At 44.3% G+C, this 21,935-nt stretch carries 21 protein-coding genes; 1 reads left to right on the forward strand and 20 read right to left on the reverse strand.

Annotation, left to right across the window (positions count from 1 at the left end; genetic code table 11):
* Window positions 1-509: 509 nt before the first annotated feature.
* The 12 genes from FN961_RS22695 to rpoE form a co-directional block, all read right to left on the reverse strand.
* The gene (locus FN961_RS22695; RefSeq protein ID WP_144042437.1) at window positions 510-2,336 is read right to left on the reverse strand and encodes a hypothetical protein; all 1,827 of its coding nucleotides are present in this window, start codon (window positions 2,334-2,336) and stop codon (window positions 510-512) included.
* Between the two features lie 601 nt (window positions 2,337-2,937).
* Entirely contained in the window at window positions 2,938-3,336 is a 399-nt protein-coding gene (acpS, locus tag FN961_RS22705; protein WP_144042438.1) for a holo-ACP synthase, read from the reverse strand.
* Between the two features lie 62 nt (window positions 3,337-3,398).
* Entirely contained in the window at window positions 3,399-4,136 is a 738-nt protein-coding gene (pdxJ, locus tag FN961_RS22710; RefSeq protein ID WP_144042439.1) for a pyridoxine 5'-phosphate synthase, read from the reverse strand.
* A gap of 101 nt (window positions 4,137-4,237) precedes the next feature.
* Window positions 4,238-4,930 (reverse strand): DNA repair protein RecO, encoded by a 693-nt coding sequence (gene recO, locus FN961_RS22715; protein ID WP_144042440.1) that lies wholly within the window; start codon window positions 4,928-4,930, stop codon window positions 4,238-4,240.
* Between the two features lie 158 nt (window positions 4,931-5,088).
* Complete coding sequence (era, locus tag FN961_RS22720) at window positions 5,089-6,078, reverse strand: GTPase Era (protein ID WP_144042441.1); 990 nt, start codon at window positions 6,076-6,078, stop codon at window positions 5,089-5,091.
* A complete protein-coding gene (rnc, locus tag FN961_RS22725; RefSeq protein ID WP_144042442.1) occupies window positions 6,075-6,752 on the reverse strand; it encodes a ribonuclease III in 678 nt (225 codons plus the stop codon). The genes era and rnc overlap by 4 nt, the downstream gene beginning before the upstream one ends.
* Window position 6,753: 1 nt before the next feature.
* A complete protein-coding gene (lepB, locus tag FN961_RS22730; protein ID WP_144042443.1) occupies window positions 6,754-7,671 on the reverse strand; it encodes a signal peptidase I in 918 nt (305 codons plus the stop codon).
* A 172-nt stretch (window positions 7,672-7,843) separates the two neighbouring features.
* Window positions 7,844-9,634: a translation elongation factor 4 gene (gene lepA, locus FN961_RS22735; RefSeq protein WP_144042444.1), complete on the reverse strand. Its 1,791-nt coding sequence runs from the start codon at window positions 9,632-9,634 to the stop codon at window positions 7,844-7,846.
* Window positions 9,635-9,752: 118 nt separating this feature from the next.
* Window positions 9,753-10,208, reverse strand: a complete 456-nt coding sequence (locus FN961_RS22740) for a SoxR reducing system RseC family protein (protein ID WP_144042445.1) — start codon at window positions 10,206-10,208, stop codon at window positions 9,753-9,755.
* Between the two features lie 17 nt (window positions 10,209-10,225).
* Window positions 10,226-11,158, reverse strand: coding sequence for a MucB/RseB C-terminal domain-containing protein (locus FN961_RS22745; RefSeq protein ID WP_144042446.1), 933 nt, complete (start codon window positions 11,156-11,158; stop codon window positions 10,226-10,228).
* A gap of 49 nt (window positions 11,159-11,207) precedes the next feature.
* Window positions 11,208-11,816 carry a sigma-E factor negative regulatory protein gene (locus FN961_RS22750; RefSeq protein ID WP_144042447.1) on the reverse strand — a complete coding sequence of 203 codons (609 nt, stop codon included), beginning with the start codon at window positions 11,814-11,816 and terminating at the stop codon, window positions 11,208-11,210.
* Between the two features lie 36 nt (window positions 11,817-11,852).
* Entirely contained in the window at window positions 11,853-12,431 is a 579-nt protein-coding gene (gene rpoE / locus FN961_RS22755) for an RNA polymerase sigma factor RpoE (RefSeq protein ID WP_144042448.1), read from the reverse strand.
* Between the two features lie 200 nt (window positions 12,432-12,631).
* Here rpoE and nadB point away from each other — a divergent pair, with 200 nt between their 5' ends.
* Window positions 12,632-14,242 (forward strand): L-aspartate oxidase, encoded by a 1,611-nt coding sequence (gene nadB / locus FN961_RS22760; protein ID WP_144042449.1) that lies wholly within the window; start codon window positions 12,632-12,634, stop codon window positions 14,240-14,242.
* An 88-nt stretch (window positions 14,243-14,330) separates the two neighbouring features.
* Here the strand turns inward: nadB and FN961_RS22765 are convergent, their stop codons facing one another.
* The 8 genes from FN961_RS22765 to ptsP all read right to left on the reverse strand — a co-directional run bounded on the left by FN961_RS22765 (window position 14,331) and on the right by ptsP (window position 21,871).
* Window positions 14,331-14,750: a protein YgfX gene (locus FN961_RS22765; protein ID WP_229814787.1), complete on the reverse strand. Its 420-nt coding sequence runs from the start codon at window positions 14,748-14,750 to the stop codon at window positions 14,331-14,333.
* Window positions 14,725-14,964, reverse strand: a complete 240-nt coding sequence (locus tag FN961_RS22770; RefSeq protein ID WP_144042473.1) for an FAD assembly factor SdhE — start codon at window positions 14,962-14,964, stop codon at window positions 14,725-14,727. Before FN961_RS22770 ends, FN961_RS22765 begins: the two co-directional genes overlap by 26 nt.
* Before the next feature lie 93 nt (window positions 14,965-15,057).
* Window positions 15,058-15,966 carry a transcriptional activator NhaR gene (gene nhaR, locus FN961_RS22775; RefSeq protein ID WP_144042450.1) on the reverse strand — a complete coding sequence of 303 codons (909 nt, stop codon included), beginning with the start codon at window positions 15,964-15,966 and terminating at the stop codon, window positions 15,058-15,060.
* Window positions 15,966-16,349 (reverse strand): hypothetical protein, encoded by a 384-nt coding sequence (locus tag FN961_RS22780; protein ID WP_144042451.1) that lies wholly within the window; start codon window positions 16,347-16,349, stop codon window positions 15,966-15,968. The genes nhaR and FN961_RS22780 overlap by 1 nt, the downstream gene beginning before the upstream one ends.
* Entirely contained in the window at window positions 16,346-17,545 is a 1,200-nt protein-coding gene (gene nhaA, locus FN961_RS22785; protein WP_144042452.1) for a Na+/H+ antiporter NhaA, read from the reverse strand. The genes FN961_RS22780 and nhaA overlap by 4 nt, the downstream gene beginning before the upstream one ends.
* Window positions 17,546-17,858: 313 nt before the next feature.
* Window positions 17,859-18,710 carry a thymidylate synthase gene (locus tag FN961_RS22790; RefSeq protein WP_144042453.1) on the reverse strand — a complete coding sequence of 284 codons (852 nt, stop codon included), beginning with the start codon at window positions 18,708-18,710 and terminating at the stop codon, window positions 17,859-17,861.
* 81 nt (window positions 18,711-18,791) lie between these two features.
* Complete coding sequence (locus FN961_RS22795) at window positions 18,792-19,595, reverse strand: sulfite exporter TauE/SafE family protein (protein WP_144042454.1); 804 nt, start codon at window positions 19,593-19,595, stop codon at window positions 18,792-18,794.
* A 41-nt stretch (window positions 19,596-19,636) separates the two neighbouring features.
* Window positions 19,637-21,871: a phosphoenolpyruvate--protein phosphotransferase gene (ptsP, locus tag FN961_RS22800; RefSeq protein ID WP_144042455.1), complete on the reverse strand. Its 2,235-nt coding sequence runs from the start codon at window positions 21,869-21,871 to the stop codon at window positions 19,637-19,639.
* Between the last annotated feature and the right edge of the window lie 64 nt (window positions 21,872-21,935).

Consider the following 21,935-nt stretch of genomic DNA (forward strand, 5'->3'; position numbering starts at 1 on the left):
AAAACCAAATTTCGTTACATTGTCTGGCTCGCTACTTTATTCAGAGCCATAGGGTCATCTGGTGATACAGATGGTTCACTCAAAGCGGTGAACAGCGCTTCATACGACTTCACGTCGCACGGGCATTTCCGTGTTAGTGGCTTACTCAGAAAGTCAAAATCGAAGAGATAAATAAACGGGTGTAGATGCGGCTGCGAGTTTCGGTTTCAGGGCGAAGTTTCACCCTGTGAAACTCTTTGAGCGAGAGGTAAGGATACCGAACTGGCAGTTTCACAGGGATGTTATTGGAAACTGTAAAGCGGCCACGGACGGCTTCACAGCGTCTCGCAGAAGTATCTGCACTTAAGCCTGCGGCAGGCAATAAATAACAATTAAGCGGAAATTTATAAACATACTTCCCAATGCCAATTCAGCCTAAAAAGCAAAATAAGAAAATGTAACTAGCCTTCATTCGAAGGCAAACCAGCTTGATTGAACCAAGCTGGTTATTCTCTAAATGCCAAAGTCCTCTATCGGCGGCGTCTTTCTACCTCATCTGGAATACCATTATCATTACGGTCTTTAGACTCACCATAACGGATATCCAGCAAGTCATCGGTACCGTTTTTATTCAAATCAGGAATTAGACCCTCAGTTTGAAAATAGATGCGTGTTTCCTGCGGGCCCATGACGTATTGACGACGACTCGGATCCCAATGTTTCACATCAGGCTCGATAACAGTGGCAGTGATATACACACGGGTTGCTGGGAACAAACTCAGCGCTGTTCCTTCTTTACAGTAATTCACTTCAGGCGTGCCAATTGCAGCATCCTTAACTACATCGGGTCGTTGAGGATCCGCTTCTATACAATCTGGCTCGTTTTCATAGATGAAATCGATATTTCTGCCTTTTGCCAGATTGGCAATTGGTACCACTAAAGGCTCTTCGGTAAGAATGATCTCTTTGCCACCTTCACTTTCCCATAAAATAGGCACGTTAGTCACTGGATTGATGCGTACCCGTTCACCATTAGAGAGGAAGAACGGGGCTTCGTTGCGCATCATAGACTCAACGGCAGCGGTACGCGGCAATAATTGCACCTCAAGATCACGGATGATGAAAGGACGATCGGGTTCGACATTAGACAGTGCGATCTCAAAGTTACCATTGACGATGTTTATGTCGCCCACATCGTAACTGGGGATTCTGGGTGCTAGCACCATCAAGTTATTACTACTGTCAAACAACTGGGTATCGACAACAATGACATTTTCATTAAACGTCGCACCCAAATGGAATACGCTTCCAGGAGGCACTACGCCATTAGCACCACCACTCCACGATTTTGGCGTTGAGTATGTGAGCTCAAATACATTGTAGCTTGTCCCTTGATACACTTGAGTACCGAGAATACCTGACACATTTGGCGAATCCCAAGGTGCCATTGTCCAGAGATAAACCCAGTTCATGTTTAATGACGTCGCACTACTGAGTATCTTGATCTTCATCCCGTGAGCAGGCGCTCCATTGGGGTTTACAAAGTCCCAGTTGTGAAGGGTTTCAGAATTCAGGCCGACATTATGGCCAAGTATACTGTAGCTAGTGTCGCTGAAATGACGATCTAGCACTCGTCCATTACAAGTAAGCCCAGTAGACCCAGTAGCCAGTAAATGTGAATTCGTGGGAGTTTCACCAGGAAGCGCTGCAGAGTTACCATGACCGATACCATAGTTATGGCCAGCTTCATGACTGGCAGTACCGCCAATAGCATAACCCCAGCGCGCTAATGTTGAGCTTGCTCCAGACAACGCTGGACTACAAGATGCTGCAAACGCTTGGGCAAACACCCTGCCGTGATCCTGAGCATCACTATCATTGATATCTACCGCAGAGGCGATACCAAATAAGCCCGCACTGTAACTGGAAATGTCAGAGCCTATTCCTAAAACTTGCCATCTAGGCTCCGTAAGGGTTGGCATTGAGGTCACAGGAAGCACATCAACACTGAATTCACAATAGTCGTTCACGACGACTTGAGTAATTTCATCTCGAAGTTGAGCTGTGGTTCCAATGCTGCCATCAAGATCGCTAACATTAAAAGGCTGGGCTGGTGTCACACCAAAACCCGGTTGAAAATTAGGAAATAAGGGATCGACTACTGCGGGGTAGTATAGATACAAATTACTATTTTTAGGGCTACTCACCGCAGCCGAAGGGCAATCAGTGGCAAAGGCATATGATGAACCAAACAGCAGAGTCAACGACAGGGCAAGCTTGCTGCCAGTCATTGTTAATCTAGACACTTTTCGTTGACGATGTTCCCTAACTTGTCGAGTAAACAATTTAATCTTCATTGCAATAAATCCTTCTATAAACATTCATAATCATAAATTGATTGGCCAGTTTCCCTGTCATTGCTGTTTTGTATGGCGGCCTTTTTACCATCCAGCACTTGTTAGTGGTCTTAACCAATCAGTATAAGAAGTTGATCTACTCAGAGTGTTTTTTGGCAAACTAATTCAAGGCGAATGGATGACATAATGGTTGTTCCCTTATGAGTTCATTCAACGCAGAAGTAGGCAGCCAAAAACACTCCTTACAGGCGAGTTTTAGCGGTTCTGATGCTGTGTTAACGAGCTAAACCGTAGAATAACTATGCTCTTCACTCGTTGCCTTGCCTCAGTACCGCTAAACTCTCGCTGAGCGATCAAATCTTTATACTGATTGGTATTGTTAGACTATGCAGGTGGAATGTTCAGAGCAATTTATGGCTGTGGTAATACAGGGGGATTTAGGGAAAAATCGGGCAAAGAAGGAGATGTAAATAATAAAAACAGAGAGATAAGGAAACTCACTGACCTTGAGTATTAGGCAGAAAATCAGGTCGATAACGCCAGCCCAATCTCCATTCATTGAAACTAAAAAGAGCTTCCGTAGAGAAGGCGAACCCGCTATTTATGATTCAAGAATAACGGTGGCGGTGGCGTAGTGTTTCTCATCGGCGATGGAGATATGACCTCGAACGCCACCAAGAAAAGCGAGTCTTTGTGCGGCTCCGTCGCTAAAACGGATTAACGGGGCGCCATTATCATCGTTGCTGATCTCGATATGTTGAAACGAGACACCACGGCCAATACCTGTACCTAGGGCTTTGGCGGCAGCTTCCTTAGCTGCAAATCGTTTAGCAAGGTAGCGTCCGGGTTGAGACGAGGCGATAAAAATGGCCATTTCAAGTTCAGTGAGTACCCGCTTAGCTAAACGGCACTTAGCCAGATTATCCAGCTCCCCTGCTGCAGGAACCTTGTGTTCGATACGCTCAATCTCGACAATATCCGTCCCTAAACCAACAATCATATATGTCCTTAAAACAGAGAAGTGAAGAGTTCCTAGAACCTAGGTCCTAGGAACTTAAACATCTATTCGCCTCTGCGACCTTCGTCCATTAACTGCTTCATGTCTTTAACCGCAGTCGCTAAACCATCAATGGCAGCACGGGCGATGATGGCATGGCCAATATTAAGCTCATAAAGCTCTGGAATAGCAGCGATAGGCTTAACGTTGTGATAGTGAAGTCCATGGCCTGCATTAACCACTAGACCTTTAGAATGTGCGTAGGTTGCCATCTCGGTAATGCGCGCTAATTCATTAGCCTGATCAACATCATTGTCTGCATCAGCATAGCAACCAGTATGAATTTCAATCACGGGTGCACCAACGGCAACAGCAGCGTCAATCTGGGTTTTGTCAGCATCGATAAACAGTGAAACCTTAACCCCAACGTCAGTGAGACGTTGAACAGCCGCTTCAATCTTACCCATCTGACCTGCTACATCTAAGCCACCTTCAGTGGTCAACTCTTCACGCTTCTCTGGCACGAGGCAGACATAAGTCGGTTTAACTTCACAGGCGATATCGAGCATCTCATCGGTCACAGCCATCTCAAAGTTCATGCGCGTCTTTATCGTCTTAGCCAAGATATAGATATCTCTGTCGATAATGTGGCGTCTATCTTCGCGCAGGTGCACGGTAATACCTTCAGCGCCCGCATGCTCCGCAACCGCTGCCGCATGAACAGGATCCGGATACGAAGTCCCACGGGCCTGACGTAATGTCGCTATGTGATCAATATTTACGCCTAGTAGAATACGGCTCATGGAATTTCCTTAGATATAGAGTTATTTGCAGCTATTGTACAAATTTAGAGGTGAAATGCCAGCCTCTATAAGCACTAACTTATTAGATTTGATTCCATTGGTTATTTGGCGTGTTGAGATTTCGCTTTATGTTTGAATAAGGCTCGTGACTTAAGGGGCTTATCCCCTAAACAGGGCGCTAATAACAGACGCATTAAATGCTTGGCTTGCTTGAAGTGAGCAGCGTGCAGAGTGTGGCTCTCCAGTGACAGCAACATCTCACCGCTATAATGGGATGTTTTAGGCCCAAGCGCACTGACAAACCCCTGATCCGGCAACAGTCTGTAGTAATAATCTGGCTCTATGGCATCCTGAGAAATATCCACACTGAGGGTTGGCATCAAGCCTATCTCTTTAAGTAGGCTCAACTCAAAATAGCGCAACTGGCTTTGACAAAAGCCCCCCGCCATGGCCATCAAGGTTTTATGATAAACAAAAAACAACTGCTCAGCGCCATGATCAACACTAATGCAGCGCACCAGTAGTTCATTGAGATAAAAACCTGCAAAGCTCACTTCACCGCTAATCGGGACAGCGGGGCTGCCCGCTTCTATCTGAATAAGATTCTTTAAACTTGTGCGACCTGATAGTTCAAAAATCAGTGGCTGAAAAGGCTGAAGGATACTCTTAATCGAGGTTTTGCCACTGCCTAAGCGAGCAACACAATCCACACGACCTAAGCCGTCGATCAACATATTGACCAGTACGCTTGAGTCCGTAAAAGGACGAGTATGAAGTACATATCCACGCAGCATTAAATTAGTTCCAAATCAGGCTCATCATATAACCATCTCATTTAACAGTGATCATCATTCAGAGCTCGACTTATACTATTTATAATCTTATAGACTAAAACTCAGCGAAGCTGTCACAATAAAGGAAGCAGCTTCACGAAGTGAACACGCTTCCTTTATTACTCGTCGCCATAACCTAAGCTACGCAATGCGCGCTCATCATCGGCCCAGCCAGACTTAACCTTAACCCACATCTCAAGGAAGACTTTATTATCAAACATGACTTCCATATCTTTACGAGCAGCAGAACTGATCGTCTTGATACGTTCGCCTTTGTTGCCGATGACCATACGCTTTTGCGTTTCACGCTCAACCAACACTAATGCGTTTATCTGATAAACACCGTTTTCCATCATCTTAAACTGCTCAATTTCAACAGTGCAATCATATGGAAGCTCGTCACCAAGAAAACGCATCAGTTTCTCACGCACGATTTCAGAAGCCATAAACTTCTGCGAACGGTCAGTCACATAATCTTCAGGGAAGAAGTGGGCAGATTCTGGCACAGATGCCACTGACATCTCTAAGATACGTTGCACGTTAGTGCCTTTGGTCGCTGAAATCGGTAAGATTTCATCAAAAGGAAACTTCTTCGATAACTCTTCAAGATATGGGAACAACAGCTCTTTATCTTTGATGTTATCGACCTTGTTCACAGCAAGCACAGTCTTACGACCATCATCACGGCTCTGAAGCTTTCGCAGCACCATGTCATCATCAGGCGTCCAAGTCATGCCGTCGACAACAAAGATAACCAAACTCACTTCCGCTAATGAACTGGCCGCAGCACGGTTCATCAAACGGTTAATGGCACGCTTCTCTTCCATATGCAAACCTGGCGTGTCAATAAACACTACCTGACGTTCAGCATCCGTATGAATGCCCATGATGCGGTGACGAGTAGTCTGAGGCTTCTTTGAGGTAATACTGATCTTCTGACCAAGCAGATTATTCAACAGTGTCGATTTACCTACGTTAGGGCGACCCACAATCGCAACCATGCCACAGTAAGTCACATCGTACTTAGCCGCTGATGATGGATTATTCATTTGTGCTAGTAGGTCGTCTAAATTAGGCTCGCTCTTACCACTGCTATCTTTCTTGCTCATCGTTTTATTAACTCCAAAGCCTGTGCAGCTGCAAGCTGCTCGGCTTTTCTTCGGGAACTCGCAATCCCAACAACGGGTTTACGCAATTCTTCAACATAACACTCAATCGTAAAGGTTTGCGCATGCGCTTCCCCTCTAATGTCTGTCACTTTATAGACAGGGAGCGGTTTTTTGAAACCTTGTAGCAACTCTTGCAACAAGGTTTTTGGATCTTTTTGATTAATCGGTTCAATGATCTCAAGACGCGTTTTGTACCATCCTAGCACTAAGCTACGGGTCACTTCTAAATCGGCATCAAGATAAACGGCACCAATAATTGCTTCAACTGCGTCGGCGATGATAGATTCACGACGGAACCCACCACTTTTTAGCTCACCAGGACCCAGTTTTAAATAATCACCTAGCTTAAACTCAAATCCTATCTCAGCCAGCATCTTTCCGCACACTAACGTCGCTCTCATGCGACTAAGATCGCCCTCAGTCGCTTTAGGAAACTGATGAAATAGTGCATCTGAGATGATGATCGACAAAATAGAGTCACCAAGGAACTCTAATCTTTCGTTGTGCTTACTCGCTGCGCTACGATGTGTCAGTGCATGATCAAGCAGAGCAAGTTCATTAAAGTCATAACCTAAGGTTCTACACAGTCTAGGTATGTTCTTAATCGGTTCCATCTTATGTAATACCGCCTACACGTTCAAAACGAACACCCGTTGGGATCCAAGTGGGTAAGAAATCAGCTTTAGTACGGTCAAACTCAAAGCTTATCCATATTGCAACTGCCTTCCCAACTAAGTTCTCTTCAGGCACAAATCCCCAGAAACGACTGTCGGTACTGTTATCGCGATTATCACCCATCACGAAATATTGACCTTCAGGCACAATAAACTCTCCCACAGGTAGATTACCTTCGCGGAAGTAGTAATTAACTGGATCAGGGCGACTTGGGTCAATCAAAATATCATGACTGACATCACCCAACTTCTCGGTAAAGCGTAAAAGTGGTGTCCCATTATGGGTAAACTCACCTTGATTCACTGATACACGAGGAACCTGCTTAAGCTCTGGGCACGTTTCTGCACCTTCAGCACAAGCCGGTTGGATAAAAAGCTGTTTATTACGATAGACAATTCTATCGCCAGGCAAACCGACTACGCGCTTAATGTAATCAATTCTTGGATCAACTGGGTATTTAAACACAGTGACATCACCACGTTCAGGCTTACCGTTTTCAACTAACTGACTGCGCCAAACCGGATCTTTAAGGCCGTAGGTAAACTTCTCAACCAGAATAAAGTCACCCACCAACAAAGTTGGCATCATAGAGCCCGATGGGATCTGAAATGGCTCATAGATAAATGAACGCAAAATAAGAACAAATGCAATCACCGGAAAGATGGAGCGCGAGGTTTCTACCAACGCAGGCTCACGGGTGATTTTCTCGGCTATTTCCTCACTGAGCCCAGCATCGGCAGCTTGGGCCATCGCAAGCTTCTCACGACGTTTAGGTGCAAGTAACAATGCATCGGCCATCCAAATCAGGCCACTGCACAAGGTCACTAATACCAAAATGAGGGAAAAATAGGCTGCCATAGATAATTAACTCCTGCCTTGATCATAAAATTGAGTAATCACTAACTGAGTTAGTGAATCGGTACAACACTTATATTTATACTGTTATATAGCACTAACGAAAGCGCCGCAAACTGCGGCGCTGTCTATTAACAATTATTAACCATTAAAATTAAATCAATGATTGGTATCGTTAATCGTTAAGCTTCAATACGGCGAGGAAGGCTTCTTGTGGAACTTCCACATTACCAACCTGCTTCATGCGCTTTTTACCTTCTTTCTGCTTATTCAACAGCTTCTTCTTACGGGATACGTCACCACCGTAACATTTAGCCGTTACGTCTTTACGCATCGCTTTAATCGATGAACGAGCGATAACCTGACTGCCGACTGCCGCTTGAACTGCAATATCAAACATCTGACGTGGAATAAGCTCTTTCATCTTATTCACAAGTGCTAGACCTTTAGAACGGATTAATCCTTTGTGGATAATCATGGCTAAGGCATCGACTCTGTCACCGTTGATCAAGATATCAAGACGAACCATGTCCGCAGGCTCGAAGCGAATGAAGTTATACTCAAGAGAAGCATAACCACGACTGGTTGACTTAAGACGGTCGAAGAAATCCATGACCACTTCTGCCATAGGCAATTCGTAGGTTAGCGCGACTTGGTTACCATGATAAACCAAGTTCTTTTGTACGCCACGCTTCTCAATACACAAGGTGATCACGTTGCCCAAATACTCTTTTGGTACCAGAATATTGGTCTCAACGATTGGCTCGCGCATCTCAGTAATATTATTAATCGCTGGTAGATCAGATGGATTATCAACGTAAATTGTATCGCCACTTGTCGTTACAATCTCATAAACAACCGTAGGAGCTGTGGTGATCAGATCAAGACCATATTCACGCTCTAAACGTTCTTGAATGATCTCCATGTGAAGCAGACCCAAGAAACCAATACGGAAACCAAAACCTAGTGCCGATGATGTTTCAGGCTCGAAGAACAACGAGGCATCATTCAAACTAAGCTTGTTCAATGCATCACGGAAGTTCTCGTAATCGTCAGTAGAGATTGGAAATAAGCCAGCATAAACCTGAGGTTTAACCTTCTTAAAACCTGCAAGAGGCTTTTCTGCACCATGCTTAGCGTGAGTCAAGGTATCACCTACTGGTGCGCCGTGGATCTCTTTAATACCTGCAATAATGAAACCTACTTCACCGGTTTTCAGCTCTGTCGTATCAGTTTGCTTAGGCGTAAAGATACCCACGCGATCAGCGTTATAGTTTTGCCCAGTAGACATAACTTTAAACTTATCGCCTTTTCTCAAGATACCATTTTTAATTCGAACCAAAGACACAACACCTTGGTAGCTATCGAACCAAGAGTCGATAATCAAGGCCTGTAGTGGCCCATCGACATCACCTTCTGGTGGTGGAATTTGTGCAACAATGACTTCAAGTACATCTTTAATGCCGACGCCGGTTTTTGCTGAACAACGCACCGCATCCGTCGCTTCGATACCAACGATATCTTCAATCTCTTCAGCAACACGATCTGGATCGGCTTGAGGAAGATCAATCTTGTTCAGAATAGGAACAACATCCAGTTCCATCTCTAGCGCGGTATAACAGTTAGCAAGGGTTTGTGCTTCCACACCCTGTCCAGCATCAACCACTAACAGCGCGCCTTCACAAGCGGCTAAAGAGCGAGAAACTTCATAAGAAAAATCAACATGGCCAGGAGTATCAATAAAGTTCAACTGGTACGTTTCACCATTTAATGCGGTGTAATCCAGTGTGACACTCTGCGCTTTAATGGTAATACCACGTTCGCGCTCAATATCCATTGAGTCCAATACCTGGGCTGCCATTTCACGCTCAGAAAGACCGCCGCATTCTTGAATCAATCGGTCAGAAAGTGTTGATTTGCCGTGATCGATATGGGCAATAATTGAAAAGTTTCTAATGTGCTTCATGATATGGCTGATGAGTACTCAAAGTTAGAATTTTTGAAAGTGCCGAATTGTACCCGATTAGGCTAATAATACCAATCGAATAACGCTTTTAAAGCGAAAAATTAAGGCGGTAATAGGGCTATATTGAGTGCCCGAGATGAGAAATAATTACTGGCTGGCTATCATTTTCCATCCGTTTTGCAACTCTTCTTGCTGCAAACCAAAATAGCAATGCACCAACAAGGGCAAATGGGATAACCACAAAGTCACTGGACGCGAAGCTGAACAGGGAGCTAAGAATGGAGGCTAACGCGACGCCAACAAAAAGCCCCGTTAAGGGCAATAGGTAAACCAAGGCTGCCGCTTTTAAAATCACGCTTTCAGGCAAGCCAAGTTTCAACAAATCACCAGGGGCATAGTGATCATCCGATGGAATTGAAAAATACTGCACCTTAGGTGAGAACGCTTTAGAGACGGCCGAAGTGCCACATGACTCGCTGTTATCGCAATGATTACAGGCATTCTTCACTTTAACTTCAACCGTTACCCAACCGCTACCATCACATGTGAGTACTTTTGCCATCTCTTCCATCATAGATATATTCTCAACAACTATTCGATGGTGATGCTTTTAGCGACACGGGATAGTGTTTCAGCGGGCACTTTACCAACTGCAACCACTTCCGCATTACCAATACGCTCTGTCGCTAACGACAAGCCGTTTCTAGTGACCAGTTCTTCAGGCATCATGGCATCGCCCGCTCTAGCAACATACACTGAGATATTGGCAATGCCATCACTTAACGCGATATATTCAACCGCCTCATGACTGCCCATTAATCTGTGACTGTCTTTTACTAGCACCTTAAAGCCTTCAGGTAACCATTTAAACTTCCAGTTATCCCCTGCATCACGTGTCGGTTGTGAAATCACACCAGGCCACTTCTGCTTATAGGCTTCATTGAGTATGGCTGGTACGTCATCTAACACTAACAGTTCAACCACTAAAAGTTGCTCTAGTAGCTGCTTGTCTTGGGTCAACATGTCATAACGCAAAGGCAGGTAGGTATCTAAATCTAACCAGACTTGATAACCGTATCTAAAATCATCCACCGGAATAATCCGCACTAACTGACTCGGACGTCCAGCTAAACGACTACGACCGCCCAACACGAAAGTATAACCCGACTCTAAAGCTGAGATATTACCAGCAAAAGCTGGTGGTAAAATGCCTTGGATCCGATTCGCATTCACGCTGTAAGCGGGTTGGTCATGTTCAATAAAAGTAACGGTATTTCCGACTCTCACGGCATTTTTAGGTGGACCATTGAGATGCTCTAGAAAAGCAACCTCTTGATCTTCAATCTTGCCATGGATATAAACTAAAGGGCGTATATGATCGGCTTGGAGTTGAATTAGGGATATTTTGTATTCTTTATCACGCAATGCTTGGCTCATATTATCTAGCCAAGCTTTTGCCGACATATCTTCCTGCGCCATCGCAGGAAAATGTAAAACTAACAGTGCTAACAGGAAAAGACGCAAGCTAACTCCTCACGAGTATAACTAAATAGAAATATAGTACCTTTTAGTACTAGTTGTTCACAGGAACCAAATCGCGTTCGCTGTGACTATTGTCGCCTATAGTAACCCCATTGTTCAATCTTTGCTGCAACATATGATCTTGAATATAAGCATTGATGCGTTGACGTTGTTCCATCACTTGCACATTGCTGTAGCCTTGATTTTGCTTAACCGATCCAGTCTGTAGACTGACTGGCGTCACGCTGCCAACAAGAGGACGAGTATTCAATACTGGTAAAGGCGATGCGTCGATAGCACTGTCCTGACCATAATTTTGTACGCCAACCACTGCGACCAATGCCACACTCGCTGCAATCGCATATTGCCCAAACTGCTTAAACATCGGGATCACGTTCGACTTTTTAGTCGGTTGTGACTCTTCAAGTTTAGGTTGAACCGGAACCAAAATTGCGGGTTCAAGTTCAATTGCAGCTGCAATACTTGCACTGAGATCTAAGTTCATTGTTTTAGGCAATTCACCACGCATTGCATCGCCTATCATATGATAATCACGCCACTGTTCATGCGAATCCTTATCAGCTGAAAGTTCAGCTAATGTCTGCGCATCGACTTCACCATCGACTGCAGCGGATACCCATTCCTGACCTAATTTATCCATTTTTCACCTGTATATTACGTATAATAAGTAAAAGATTTACTGCTCAAGCAAAGGCTGGAGCTTTTTATCGATTGCCTCTCTGGCCCTAAAGATACGAGATCTTACGGTACCAACGGGACATTCCATTACATTAGCTATCTCTTCGTAACTCATGCCATCAAGCTCACGTAACGAAATAGCCATCTTTAATTCTTCTGGCAAGGTATCTAAGGTGTCAAAGATCACTTTTTGGATCTCCTCTGACATCATTAAACGCTCTGGAGAAGCAAACTCCTTTAACGCATCGCTTCCATCATAATACTCTGCATCTTCAGCATCGATATCATTAGCAGGTGCGCGACGCCCCTGTGCCACTAAATGGTTTTTTGCGGTATTAACCGCAATCCGATACAACCAAGTATAGAATGCACTTTCCCCTCTAAAATTAGGCAGTGCTCGATAAGCTTTTATAAACGCTTCTTGAGCCACATCTCCAACGTCTGCCTGATTGCGTACATAACGCGAAATCAGACTCATGACCTTGTTTTGATACTTTTGCACTAAGAGGTTAAAAGCGTTCTTATCTCCCTGTTGCACTCGCTCAACTAACTGTTGATCACTTATTTGTCCACTCATCCGAGCCGACTACTCCTAAATCTAAAATGCTGATTTCTCAGTCGCTCGAATCATATTCACATATGTAGACTAGCTTACTTCTGAAAAGTTCTAAAAAAATTGCATAAAGTTGAATTTATTTTTCTGTTAACTAGGGATGTATCCATATTTGTTGACTTGGTTTACCATAGATGACACCCATAGACTCACCATGATACCTGATGAAACAAGTAGTTGAACACCAATCTGACGTTTTGGTTATTGGCAGTGGCGCTGCCGGCCTAACACTAGCTTTGTATCTTGCTGAAAAGTCACAAGTAATACTTTTATCCAAAGGGCCTCTGAGCGAAGGTTCAACCTATTATGCTCAGGGAGGAATTGCGTCAGTATTCGACGAAGATGACACGATTGAGTCTCATGTTGCCGATACTTTAGTCGCAGGGGCTGGTTTATGTGATGAATCCGTTGTCACCTTCACCGCTAAAAATGCAAAAAGTTCCATGGAGTGGCTAATTGAATGTGGCGTCGCATTCGACAAAGAGGAGAATTTTAAAGGCGATGCCAGCAAAGCTCCTTACCATCTCACCCGAGAAGGCGGCCATAGTCACAGACGTATTCTCCATGCAGCCGATGCAACCGGTAAAGAAGTTCAGATGACTCTGCAGGAAAGAGCTAAAGCTCATCCGAACATTCGGGTTCTCGAACGATATAACGCTATCGACCTTATCACCTCACGTAAATTGAACCTGTCCGGTAATCGGGTACTCGGTGCTTATGTCTGGAACCGTGATGATGAACATGTTGAAACGGTTAAAGCTCGCTTTGTTGCCTTAGCAACAGGGGGCTGTTCAAAGGTCTATCAATATACCTCTAATCCTGACATCGCTTCAGGTGACGGTATTGCCATGGCGTGGCGTTCAGGTTGCCGTATTGCCAACATGGAATTTAATCAGTTCCACCCAACCTGTCTCTATCATGCTGATGCGAGAAATTTCCTTCTCACCGAAGCCTTGCGTGGCGAAGGTGCATTCCTGCGTCGTGCTGACGGCAGCCGTTTTATGCCGGACTTTGATGAGCGTGCCGAATTGGCACCAAGGGACATTGTTGCGCGTGCTATCGATTATGAGATGAAACGCTTAGGTGCTGACTGCGTCTATTTGGATATTAGCCACAAACCAGCAGACTTTGTTATCAAACATTTCCCGACAATACATAAACGCTGTCTTGAATTTGGTATCGACATCACCACAGATCCTATTCCTGTGGTTCCCGCTGCACATTACACCTGTGGTGGCGTAATGACCGATCTGCATGGTCAAACTGATCTTAATGGCCTATACGCCATTGGTGAAGTAGCATATACAGGCTTACACGGCGCCAACCGTTTGGCCAGTAACTCTCTGCTTGAATGTTTAGTGTTTGCTCGGGCTGCTGGTGAAGATATTGAGAGCCAACTGCACAAAATACCAATGCCAGGTAAAATCCCAGCTTGGGATGAAAGTCAGGTTTCAAACTCAGATGAAGAAGTCGTCATTGCCCATAACTGGCATGAACTTAGGCTGTTTATGTGGGATTATGTTGGTATTGTCCGCTCTGATAAACGTCTTGAGCGTGCTTTGCGTCGTTGCATCATGCTGCAACAAGAGATACAAGAGTATTACAGTAACTTTCGCGTGAGCAATAACCTACTCGAGCTAAGAAACTTAGTGCAGGTCGCCGAGCTTATTATTCGTTGTGCCATGGAGCGCAAAGAGAGTCGAGGGCTTCACTACAATATCGATTATCCAAAGCAATTGCCGAATCCGCTCCCCACGATACTGCAGCCAGACTAGACCACATAAAGGTTAATTGGCATAAGCATTATCATGACACCTTGAAGGCAAAGTGAACTCAGAGTCACTTTGTCTTCAGCTTAAAGGCTCAGGCTTTCTTAGCCAACAGCAAACGACACAAATGACGATAATTGTTGTCATCACACATATCTGACCACACCATCATTAAACTCTGCCCTTTTCTCTCTTGGATATAGAACGCACTGACAAAGGGAGAAACGAACGATGTCTTACATAAGGTAAACTTGCCACCACCGACCAACGCTCCCTCGCCTGTCACATTCAGCACAAAATGGCACTTCCAGTGATTAAGCTGTCTAAACTGATAGATAAAGAAGATCAGCATAAGGGTAAATAACATGGCTTTAGTTAGCTGATAAAACAGATTATCGAAGGTAGGCCAAGCAAGAAATGAGGTTAAACATAGACAAGCAAGAACGACCAACGAGAACCGCTGGTCAAACGATGAGGTTAAACTAAAGCTATGCCGCTTCTCTTCCACGGACACGAATGACCATCTCAGCCAGCACAGGATCTGGACACTTCTCATGACCCATAAACCAAGCAAATAAGGCTGGATCTTCTCCCTCTAACAAACGTACAAAGGTGTTTTTATCTTGATCAGATAACTGGTCATAATGATCTTCAACAAAAGGTTGAAACAGAACATCCAGTTCCAACATACCTCTGCGGCAGGCCCATCTAACTCTTGCTATTTTCATTGGTTCAGACACGGAATCTTCCCTCTCTCTTATTTGTCGATAGTGTAGTCTTATCAACGAGTGACTTCAATATGAACGCAATAATACCAATCATTATAGCCGTTGCACTTCAGGATCTCGACCTTCAAACAGATCAGAAAAATCGGTAGCTAGCAGACGTTTTACCGCTGGGTGCTGGATCATCCGTTCTGCAAACATGACATGATAAACCTCTTTAATATCGGTTGTTTCACCGATAAGGAACATACCATGAGCGAGAATGTCTTGTTTATAAATAGAGGGGGCGACGAAAATGCCTTGTTTGAAATAACCAAACGCCTTCATCATGGCTGCATCATCAAACTCACCTAAAATGTTTACGTTGAGTCCGTTTTCATCGAACCAACGATAAAGCTGTTGACCTAGAGAGGTTCGTTTGCCGGGTATCAGTAACTTGCCTTGTTCTAAACACTCAGGGAAAGGAAGACTAAATTGCTCAGCAGAGAAAAAAGCGACTCCACATTCACCCAGCTTTTTAGACAAAATTTCGGGATACTTCAGGGATTCACCAGCACAATCTGACAAGATCATATCCAGTTTGTGCTCTCTTAATCGTTCGATTAAGCTTTCGTGAGTCGACTCAAAGCACGCTAGGTGCATGGAGCCATCACTGGGTACAACAGACAAGAGTACGCGACTCGCTAGTGCTTTAGAGAGTGCATCAGCTATCCCAACTTCAAAACGAATGTTTTCATCTTTTTGATAATTAAGAACATCCAGCATCTCATAACTCAGACTAAACATCTTATCGGCATAGCGAAACACGAGTTCACCAAGTTCGGTCGGTTCAAGAGAGCGTCCCACTCGCTTAAACAAACTGCCCTTGAGCCGTGTCTCCAGCACTCTAATCTGTCCGGTCACCGTTTGAGGCGCTAAGCATAAAGCCTCGGCAGCTTTTGCTACCGAGCCTTTTTTATGTACCATCCAAAAATAGTACAGATGATTATAATTTAAATGTGACATTACTTAAGACGCTGACAATCCATCAGGTTGTACATCACGTTATTAAGCATCTCAATGCTTTTCACATTACCTTCGATGAAGGCCTCAGCTAAACCATTCACGAGTACATCGCGATCAGGAATTCGTCCTTCACAGTACGTACGGTTTGCTTCTTGAAAACGCTTACCGCCACGATATTTCAGCGCACGCGACTCATAGCTATCAGTCTCTATACGAGCTCCAACAGCATTAGGCTTAAACATCAAGGCACCATCGACAACACCTTCTAGGTAGTGCTGACAAGATGGACTTTTAATATCAAAGTTACACGCATCTAACTGACTTGCGCTCGCTGTAGAAGTCATGCCAATACATAGAGCTAACGTTACGAATACTGTTCTCATGCCACTTCTCCTTTGCTTTTTTCTTTACTAGTAGGGACTTCAGGTAATACTTTTGATAACCAGAAATAACCAATTAGCGCAGAGGCTAACGACCCCACCAAAATACCCAGTCTGGCGAAATCACCATAAGCTTTTCCATCGCCTGTAAATGCTAATGAAGAGATAAACATCGACATGGTGAACCCAATACCACACATCACAGCAACTGGAGCAATATGCCTCCATCCCATTCCATCAGGAAGGACAGCAAGCTTTAATTTGACACCAATATAACTAAATATCAACACACCCAATGGCTTACCTAGCAGTAGGCCTAATGCAATTCCCACTGGTACAGGTGATAACAGATCACCAAAGCTCATCGGACTTAAATCGACTCCGGCATTGGCAAAAGCGAAAATTGGCAAGATGATAAAGGTACTCCACGGGTGCAAACTATGCTCTAAGCTTTCCGATGGCGAACTGCCATCCTTTGCCCTTAAAGGAATACAGAAGGCAATAATGACACCCGCTAAGGTGGCGTGAACTCCGGACTTTAATACCGCAATCCATAGAATCATACCCAAAACACCATATGGCCCCAGCGCCGTGACACCTTTTAAGTTAAGCCCGATAAGGCCCAATATTGCCATACCTGCGACAATCAAACTTAACATAGAGAGATCGGTGCTGTAGAACATCGCGATGATAACCACTACGCCTAAATCATCAATAATCGCCAAGGCTAATAGGAAAACTTTCAACGAGACCGGAACACGACTGCCTAATAAAGCCATCACACCCAACGCAAAAGCGATATCGGTCGCTGCAGGGATTGCCCATCCAGCCTGAGTGATAGGATCACCATAGTTAAATAGCAGATAAATACCAGCCGGGAAGACCATGCCACCTATCGCCGCAAACGTCGGCAATGAGGCTTGTGCGGCACTCGACAATGCACCTTCGAGAAGTTCACGCTTGACTTCTAATCCAATCAGCATGAAAAACAGAGCCATCAGACCGTCGTTAATCCAATGTATTAGTGTCTTATCAATATCCAGGCTGCCTACGCGAACCTGCATCTCTGTATCGAGAAAACCTTGATAAACACCAGCTAAAGGAGAGTTAGCCATAATCATAGCAAGCGCAACAGCAATCATTAACAGAATGCCACCTGCTGATTCCTGGCTCATAAAACTCTTAATTGCCCTTTCCATATTACCACTCCAAAAAATCTTAATGACAGTGAGTTTAGCTCAAACGAATATACTTGAATATTCGTTTCCATCAGCTATAAACATCGGTATTTCCGAGGTATTGAGTTTAACCAGTGACTGAATAGATATCAAATATTCTTCTTACAAACAAGATTAAAATCACAGTAAAAACAGGAGAGTGTAGGTTTAGATGGGAAATTGCTAGGTTTTCTTATTCATAAAAATCAGGTAACAAACATTAATAATCCAAATATTAAATGCTCGTTACCTCTGATATCTCAGCTAATAAAATGATAAAACCGTTAATTCACTCTTACACAGAAAACGGATACTTGATCGCTTCATGGTGCTGATAACCCGACACTTCAAAATCATCCATCGTCACCCAAGTTTCTAAATCTTCCAAGGATTTAATATCTGGATTAATGCTTAGCGCTGCTGAGTCGAAAGGCTCTCTTTTCAGCTGAACATCACGCATCAATTCCAATTGATCTTCATAGATGTGTGCGTTCACTATTTTGTGGTAAGCCATGCCTGGTTTTTTACCGGTAATTTGCGCAACAATAGCTAATAAAGCAAACACTTGCACCTGATTAAAATTCAAACCTAGTGGCACGTCACATGAACGCTGAAAACTATTTAAGTAGAGAGTATCACCGAGTAAAGAAAAGTTATGGGTGTGCATGCAAGGGCGTAAACATCCCATATGAAATTCACCAGGATTATAGAAACTTAATATTTCGCCTCGATCATCAATCCCATTTTTAAGGTCATCGACAATTTTCCTTAGCTGATCAATTGAGCCGCCATCCGGCTTACTCCAGGCTCGTCCTTGAACGCCATAAACCCGCCCCATGTCATCTTCACCTTTTCGGTGTGAGTTATTGAGCCAAGCTTGGTTATCGTTGGCATTGGCATCCCAAGTTTTAGCACCGATCTTTCTGAAATCGGCGGCATTATCATAACCGCGGATATAGCCCAACATTTCAGCGATAGCACTTTTCCAAAAACTTTTTCGGGTGGTGATAAGCGGAAATTCATTACCCGCTACGTTATAAACCAGATCAGCATTAATCACAGTTAAACAGCGTTTACCGGTACGCTCATTCTCAACCCAAGTGCCTTTATCGATAATTCTGTTACATAAATCTAAATACTGCTTCATTGCCACTGCCCTTCTGATAACGCTTAATTAAAATAAAATACAATCTTTCTGTGCACCCAGTGGATAATTCTACATAGCCTACTAAGTGAATGCGAGTTTAACACCGGTCAAGATTAACAAGAGTGCAAAAATCTTCTTCAACATAGGTGTAGGCCATATACTGGCCGCCTTCACTCCAAAAGGTGCAATTAACACTGAGGTGATTACGATGCCGATAAGTGCCGGTAGATAAACATAACCTAACGTGCCTTCAGGTAGCCCCGATACCTGCCAACCTGCAACCACATAGCCCACACTGCCAAACAAAGAGATAAATAGCCCTGAGGCTGAGGAAAAACCAATAGCATTACGCATCTGCAGTCCGCACCAGCTCAAAAATGGGATAAGCAAGATACCACCACCAATTCCCATTAAAGCTGCAATGATGGCGATAACAACTGAGGAGACAAACAGAGTGACCGAATTCGGAAGCGGTTTATTATCCGCTGAGACACGAAATGGGAACACCATCTGAAGTGCCATTAAAATCACAAAGAGTGCGAATATCTGTTGCAGGTGATCCGCATTGATTTTTTGAGCAATAAATCCAGAACAGATAGAGCCTAAGATTAACCCAGGCAACATAGGCTTGAACATCGGCCAAGGAATATTACCACGACGATGATGGGCTTGAGCTGAAGAGAGAGAAGTAAAGATGATAGCCGCAAGTGAAGTCGCTATCGCCACATGGGGTAAAACCTCGGGCACAAAACCGAGACTGGGCAGCAAGATAAGCAATGCAGGTACAGCGATGACGCCACCACCAATACCCAGTAACCCAGCCATAAAACCAATAATAGCACCTAAGGCTAAGCAGCTAATAAAGACTAAAACTAAGCTATCCAAGGCAACACCTACACATCATAAAGAGACATAGTTTATAGCAGTTAGTTAAGTAGCGCACCTAACTCTCGCGTCTCAAAGTAACACCTCACCAGCTCTCTCACCTCGTTACCATTGGTTAAAGTCAACGCCATCTCTAGCAGTTCACTAAGATCTGAATGAGACACACGTCTCAGTAGATAATTAATCTTAGCTAAACTTCCCTGATTCATACTCAGCTGATCGTACCCCATGGCAACCAGCAAAATAACACCAATGGGCTCTCCTGCCAGTTCTCCACATACACTCACGGGTAATTTATATTGCCAGCAATCGAAGCGAGCCCGCTTTAAGGCGCGCAAGATCCCTGGATGATAACAATCATAGAGTGTACTGACTCTTGGGTTATTTCTATCCACAGCTAGCAGGTATTGAGTCAGGTCATTGGATCCTACCGACACAAAATCGACGCGTCTGGCCACTTCTGCCAGCTGATACAATAAAGCCGGAACTTCTAGCATGATACCGAGTTTAGGTCGCACGATATTAGGATTAACATCGTTTTTCAATTCAAAATAGGCTTGCTCTAAATAGGCCTTAGCCTGATCAATCTCGTCTAGACTACTCACCATCGGCAGTAGAATATGCAGCTGTTCTCCTTCACCTCCGGCATGTACCATCGCCCTGAGTTGGACAAGGAAAAGTTCCGGATGATCCAGTGACAAACGTATACCACGCCAGCCAAGGAATGGATTTTCCTCATTGATTGGAAAATAAGACAGTGGCTTATCACCGCCGACATCTAAGGTTCTCATTACAACAGGTCTACCGCTGGCGGCATCAAGCACCTCTTTGTAAACCTTTATCTGCTCTGATTCGCTGGGAAATCTCTGGTGCAGCATAAAGGGGATCTCAGTGCGATAAAGCCCCACCCCATCAGAACCCTCGGCGATTTCAGACGCTAAACTGCTGAGCAGTCCAGCATTTAAATAGAGATGAATGCGCTTACCGTCAATGGTCTCAGCTGGTAAGTTCAACTCCAACGCATATTTATGCTGTAATGCTTTCTCAGCCGAAATGAGATGGCGATATTCATTGATTAATGTCGGAGACGGCGACACCAGTAACTGTCCCCGATTGGCATTAATGATAAGCAGTTTTTTATCGATTCCAGCGTTGAGGATCCCCTCTACACCTATAATCGCTGGCACACCTAAGGCTCTTGCTAAAATGGCCGCATGGGAGTTTACACCGCCCTGTTCGGTCACAATCCCCACGAGTTTTTGCCGTGGAAACTCAGCGAGCATGGTTGCGTCGGCTTCTTTAGTCACCAAGATAACTGGGATCTCTGGATCGACCTCCATTCTTTCAGGTTCAATCAACAAACGTAATACTCGCTGCCCTAAGTCACGAATGTCGCTGGCTCGCTCCTTTAAGTAGAGATCTTGCATCTGAGTAAATTGTTCAATGTATCGCAGTGACACACGGCTGACCGCCGAAACGGCGCACCAACCATCTCTCACCTCTTTAATGTATTCACCGCCCAAACTGGCATTATCAAGCAGAAGTAGAAGTGCAGAAAAAATGGAGACAACTTCATTATCTTGCTCCTGATCAAACCTCTGAGACAGTGAAGTCAACGTGTCTTTACAGGCCTCGATAGCAGTGTGTAATCTAGCCTCTTCAGAGGAGATGTTCTTAGTGCGTGTTTCAGCCTGTTGCAGATCTATCTGGCCGCCTAAGACTAAGGCATGAGCGATGGCGATACCGTTTGCGGCGGATGTTCCAGTAAAATGCAGTTGATTGGAGCAGGTTTTCACCTCATCTTTCATTCTCAGGTTTCTGATTGCCATCGCCAATTGAGCCGCTAAGGTCATCAGGAAAGCTTCTTCGCCTTCATTAAACTGGCGAGCAACAATTTGCTGCACAACTAGCACGCCTAAAATACGCTTTTGATAGATGATGGGGACGGCAAGGAAGGCCCGGTAACAGTCTTCTTCTGTTTCAATAAACTCTTTAAATCTGGGATGTTGACGAGCATCAGCAAGGTTTACCGCTTCTTCTCGTTCGGCAACCAACCCCACCAAACCTTCACTAAGAGACATCTTAACCAAGCCCACAGCATCGGTGAGTAGGCCATCTGTCGCCGAAAGGATAAGTTTTCGTCCCTCTAATAGATAGATAGAGCAACATTGAGTCGCCATGGCAGACTTAGTCTGAGACACCAATAATGCTAACGCTGAATTGAGATCCTGAGCAGCAGCAACAGCTTGTGTAATATCTCTTAGTGTCTTTAACACTTAGTAAACCTCCATTTTCACTCTAATCAGGAATATTCAGATGGTGACTCCCCTCTATTGAGGT

Origin of the sequence: Shewanella hanedai (assembly GCF_007197645.1) — a bacterium.
GTDB lineage: Bacteria > Pseudomonadota > Gammaproteobacteria > Enterobacterales > Shewanellaceae > Shewanella > Shewanella hanedai.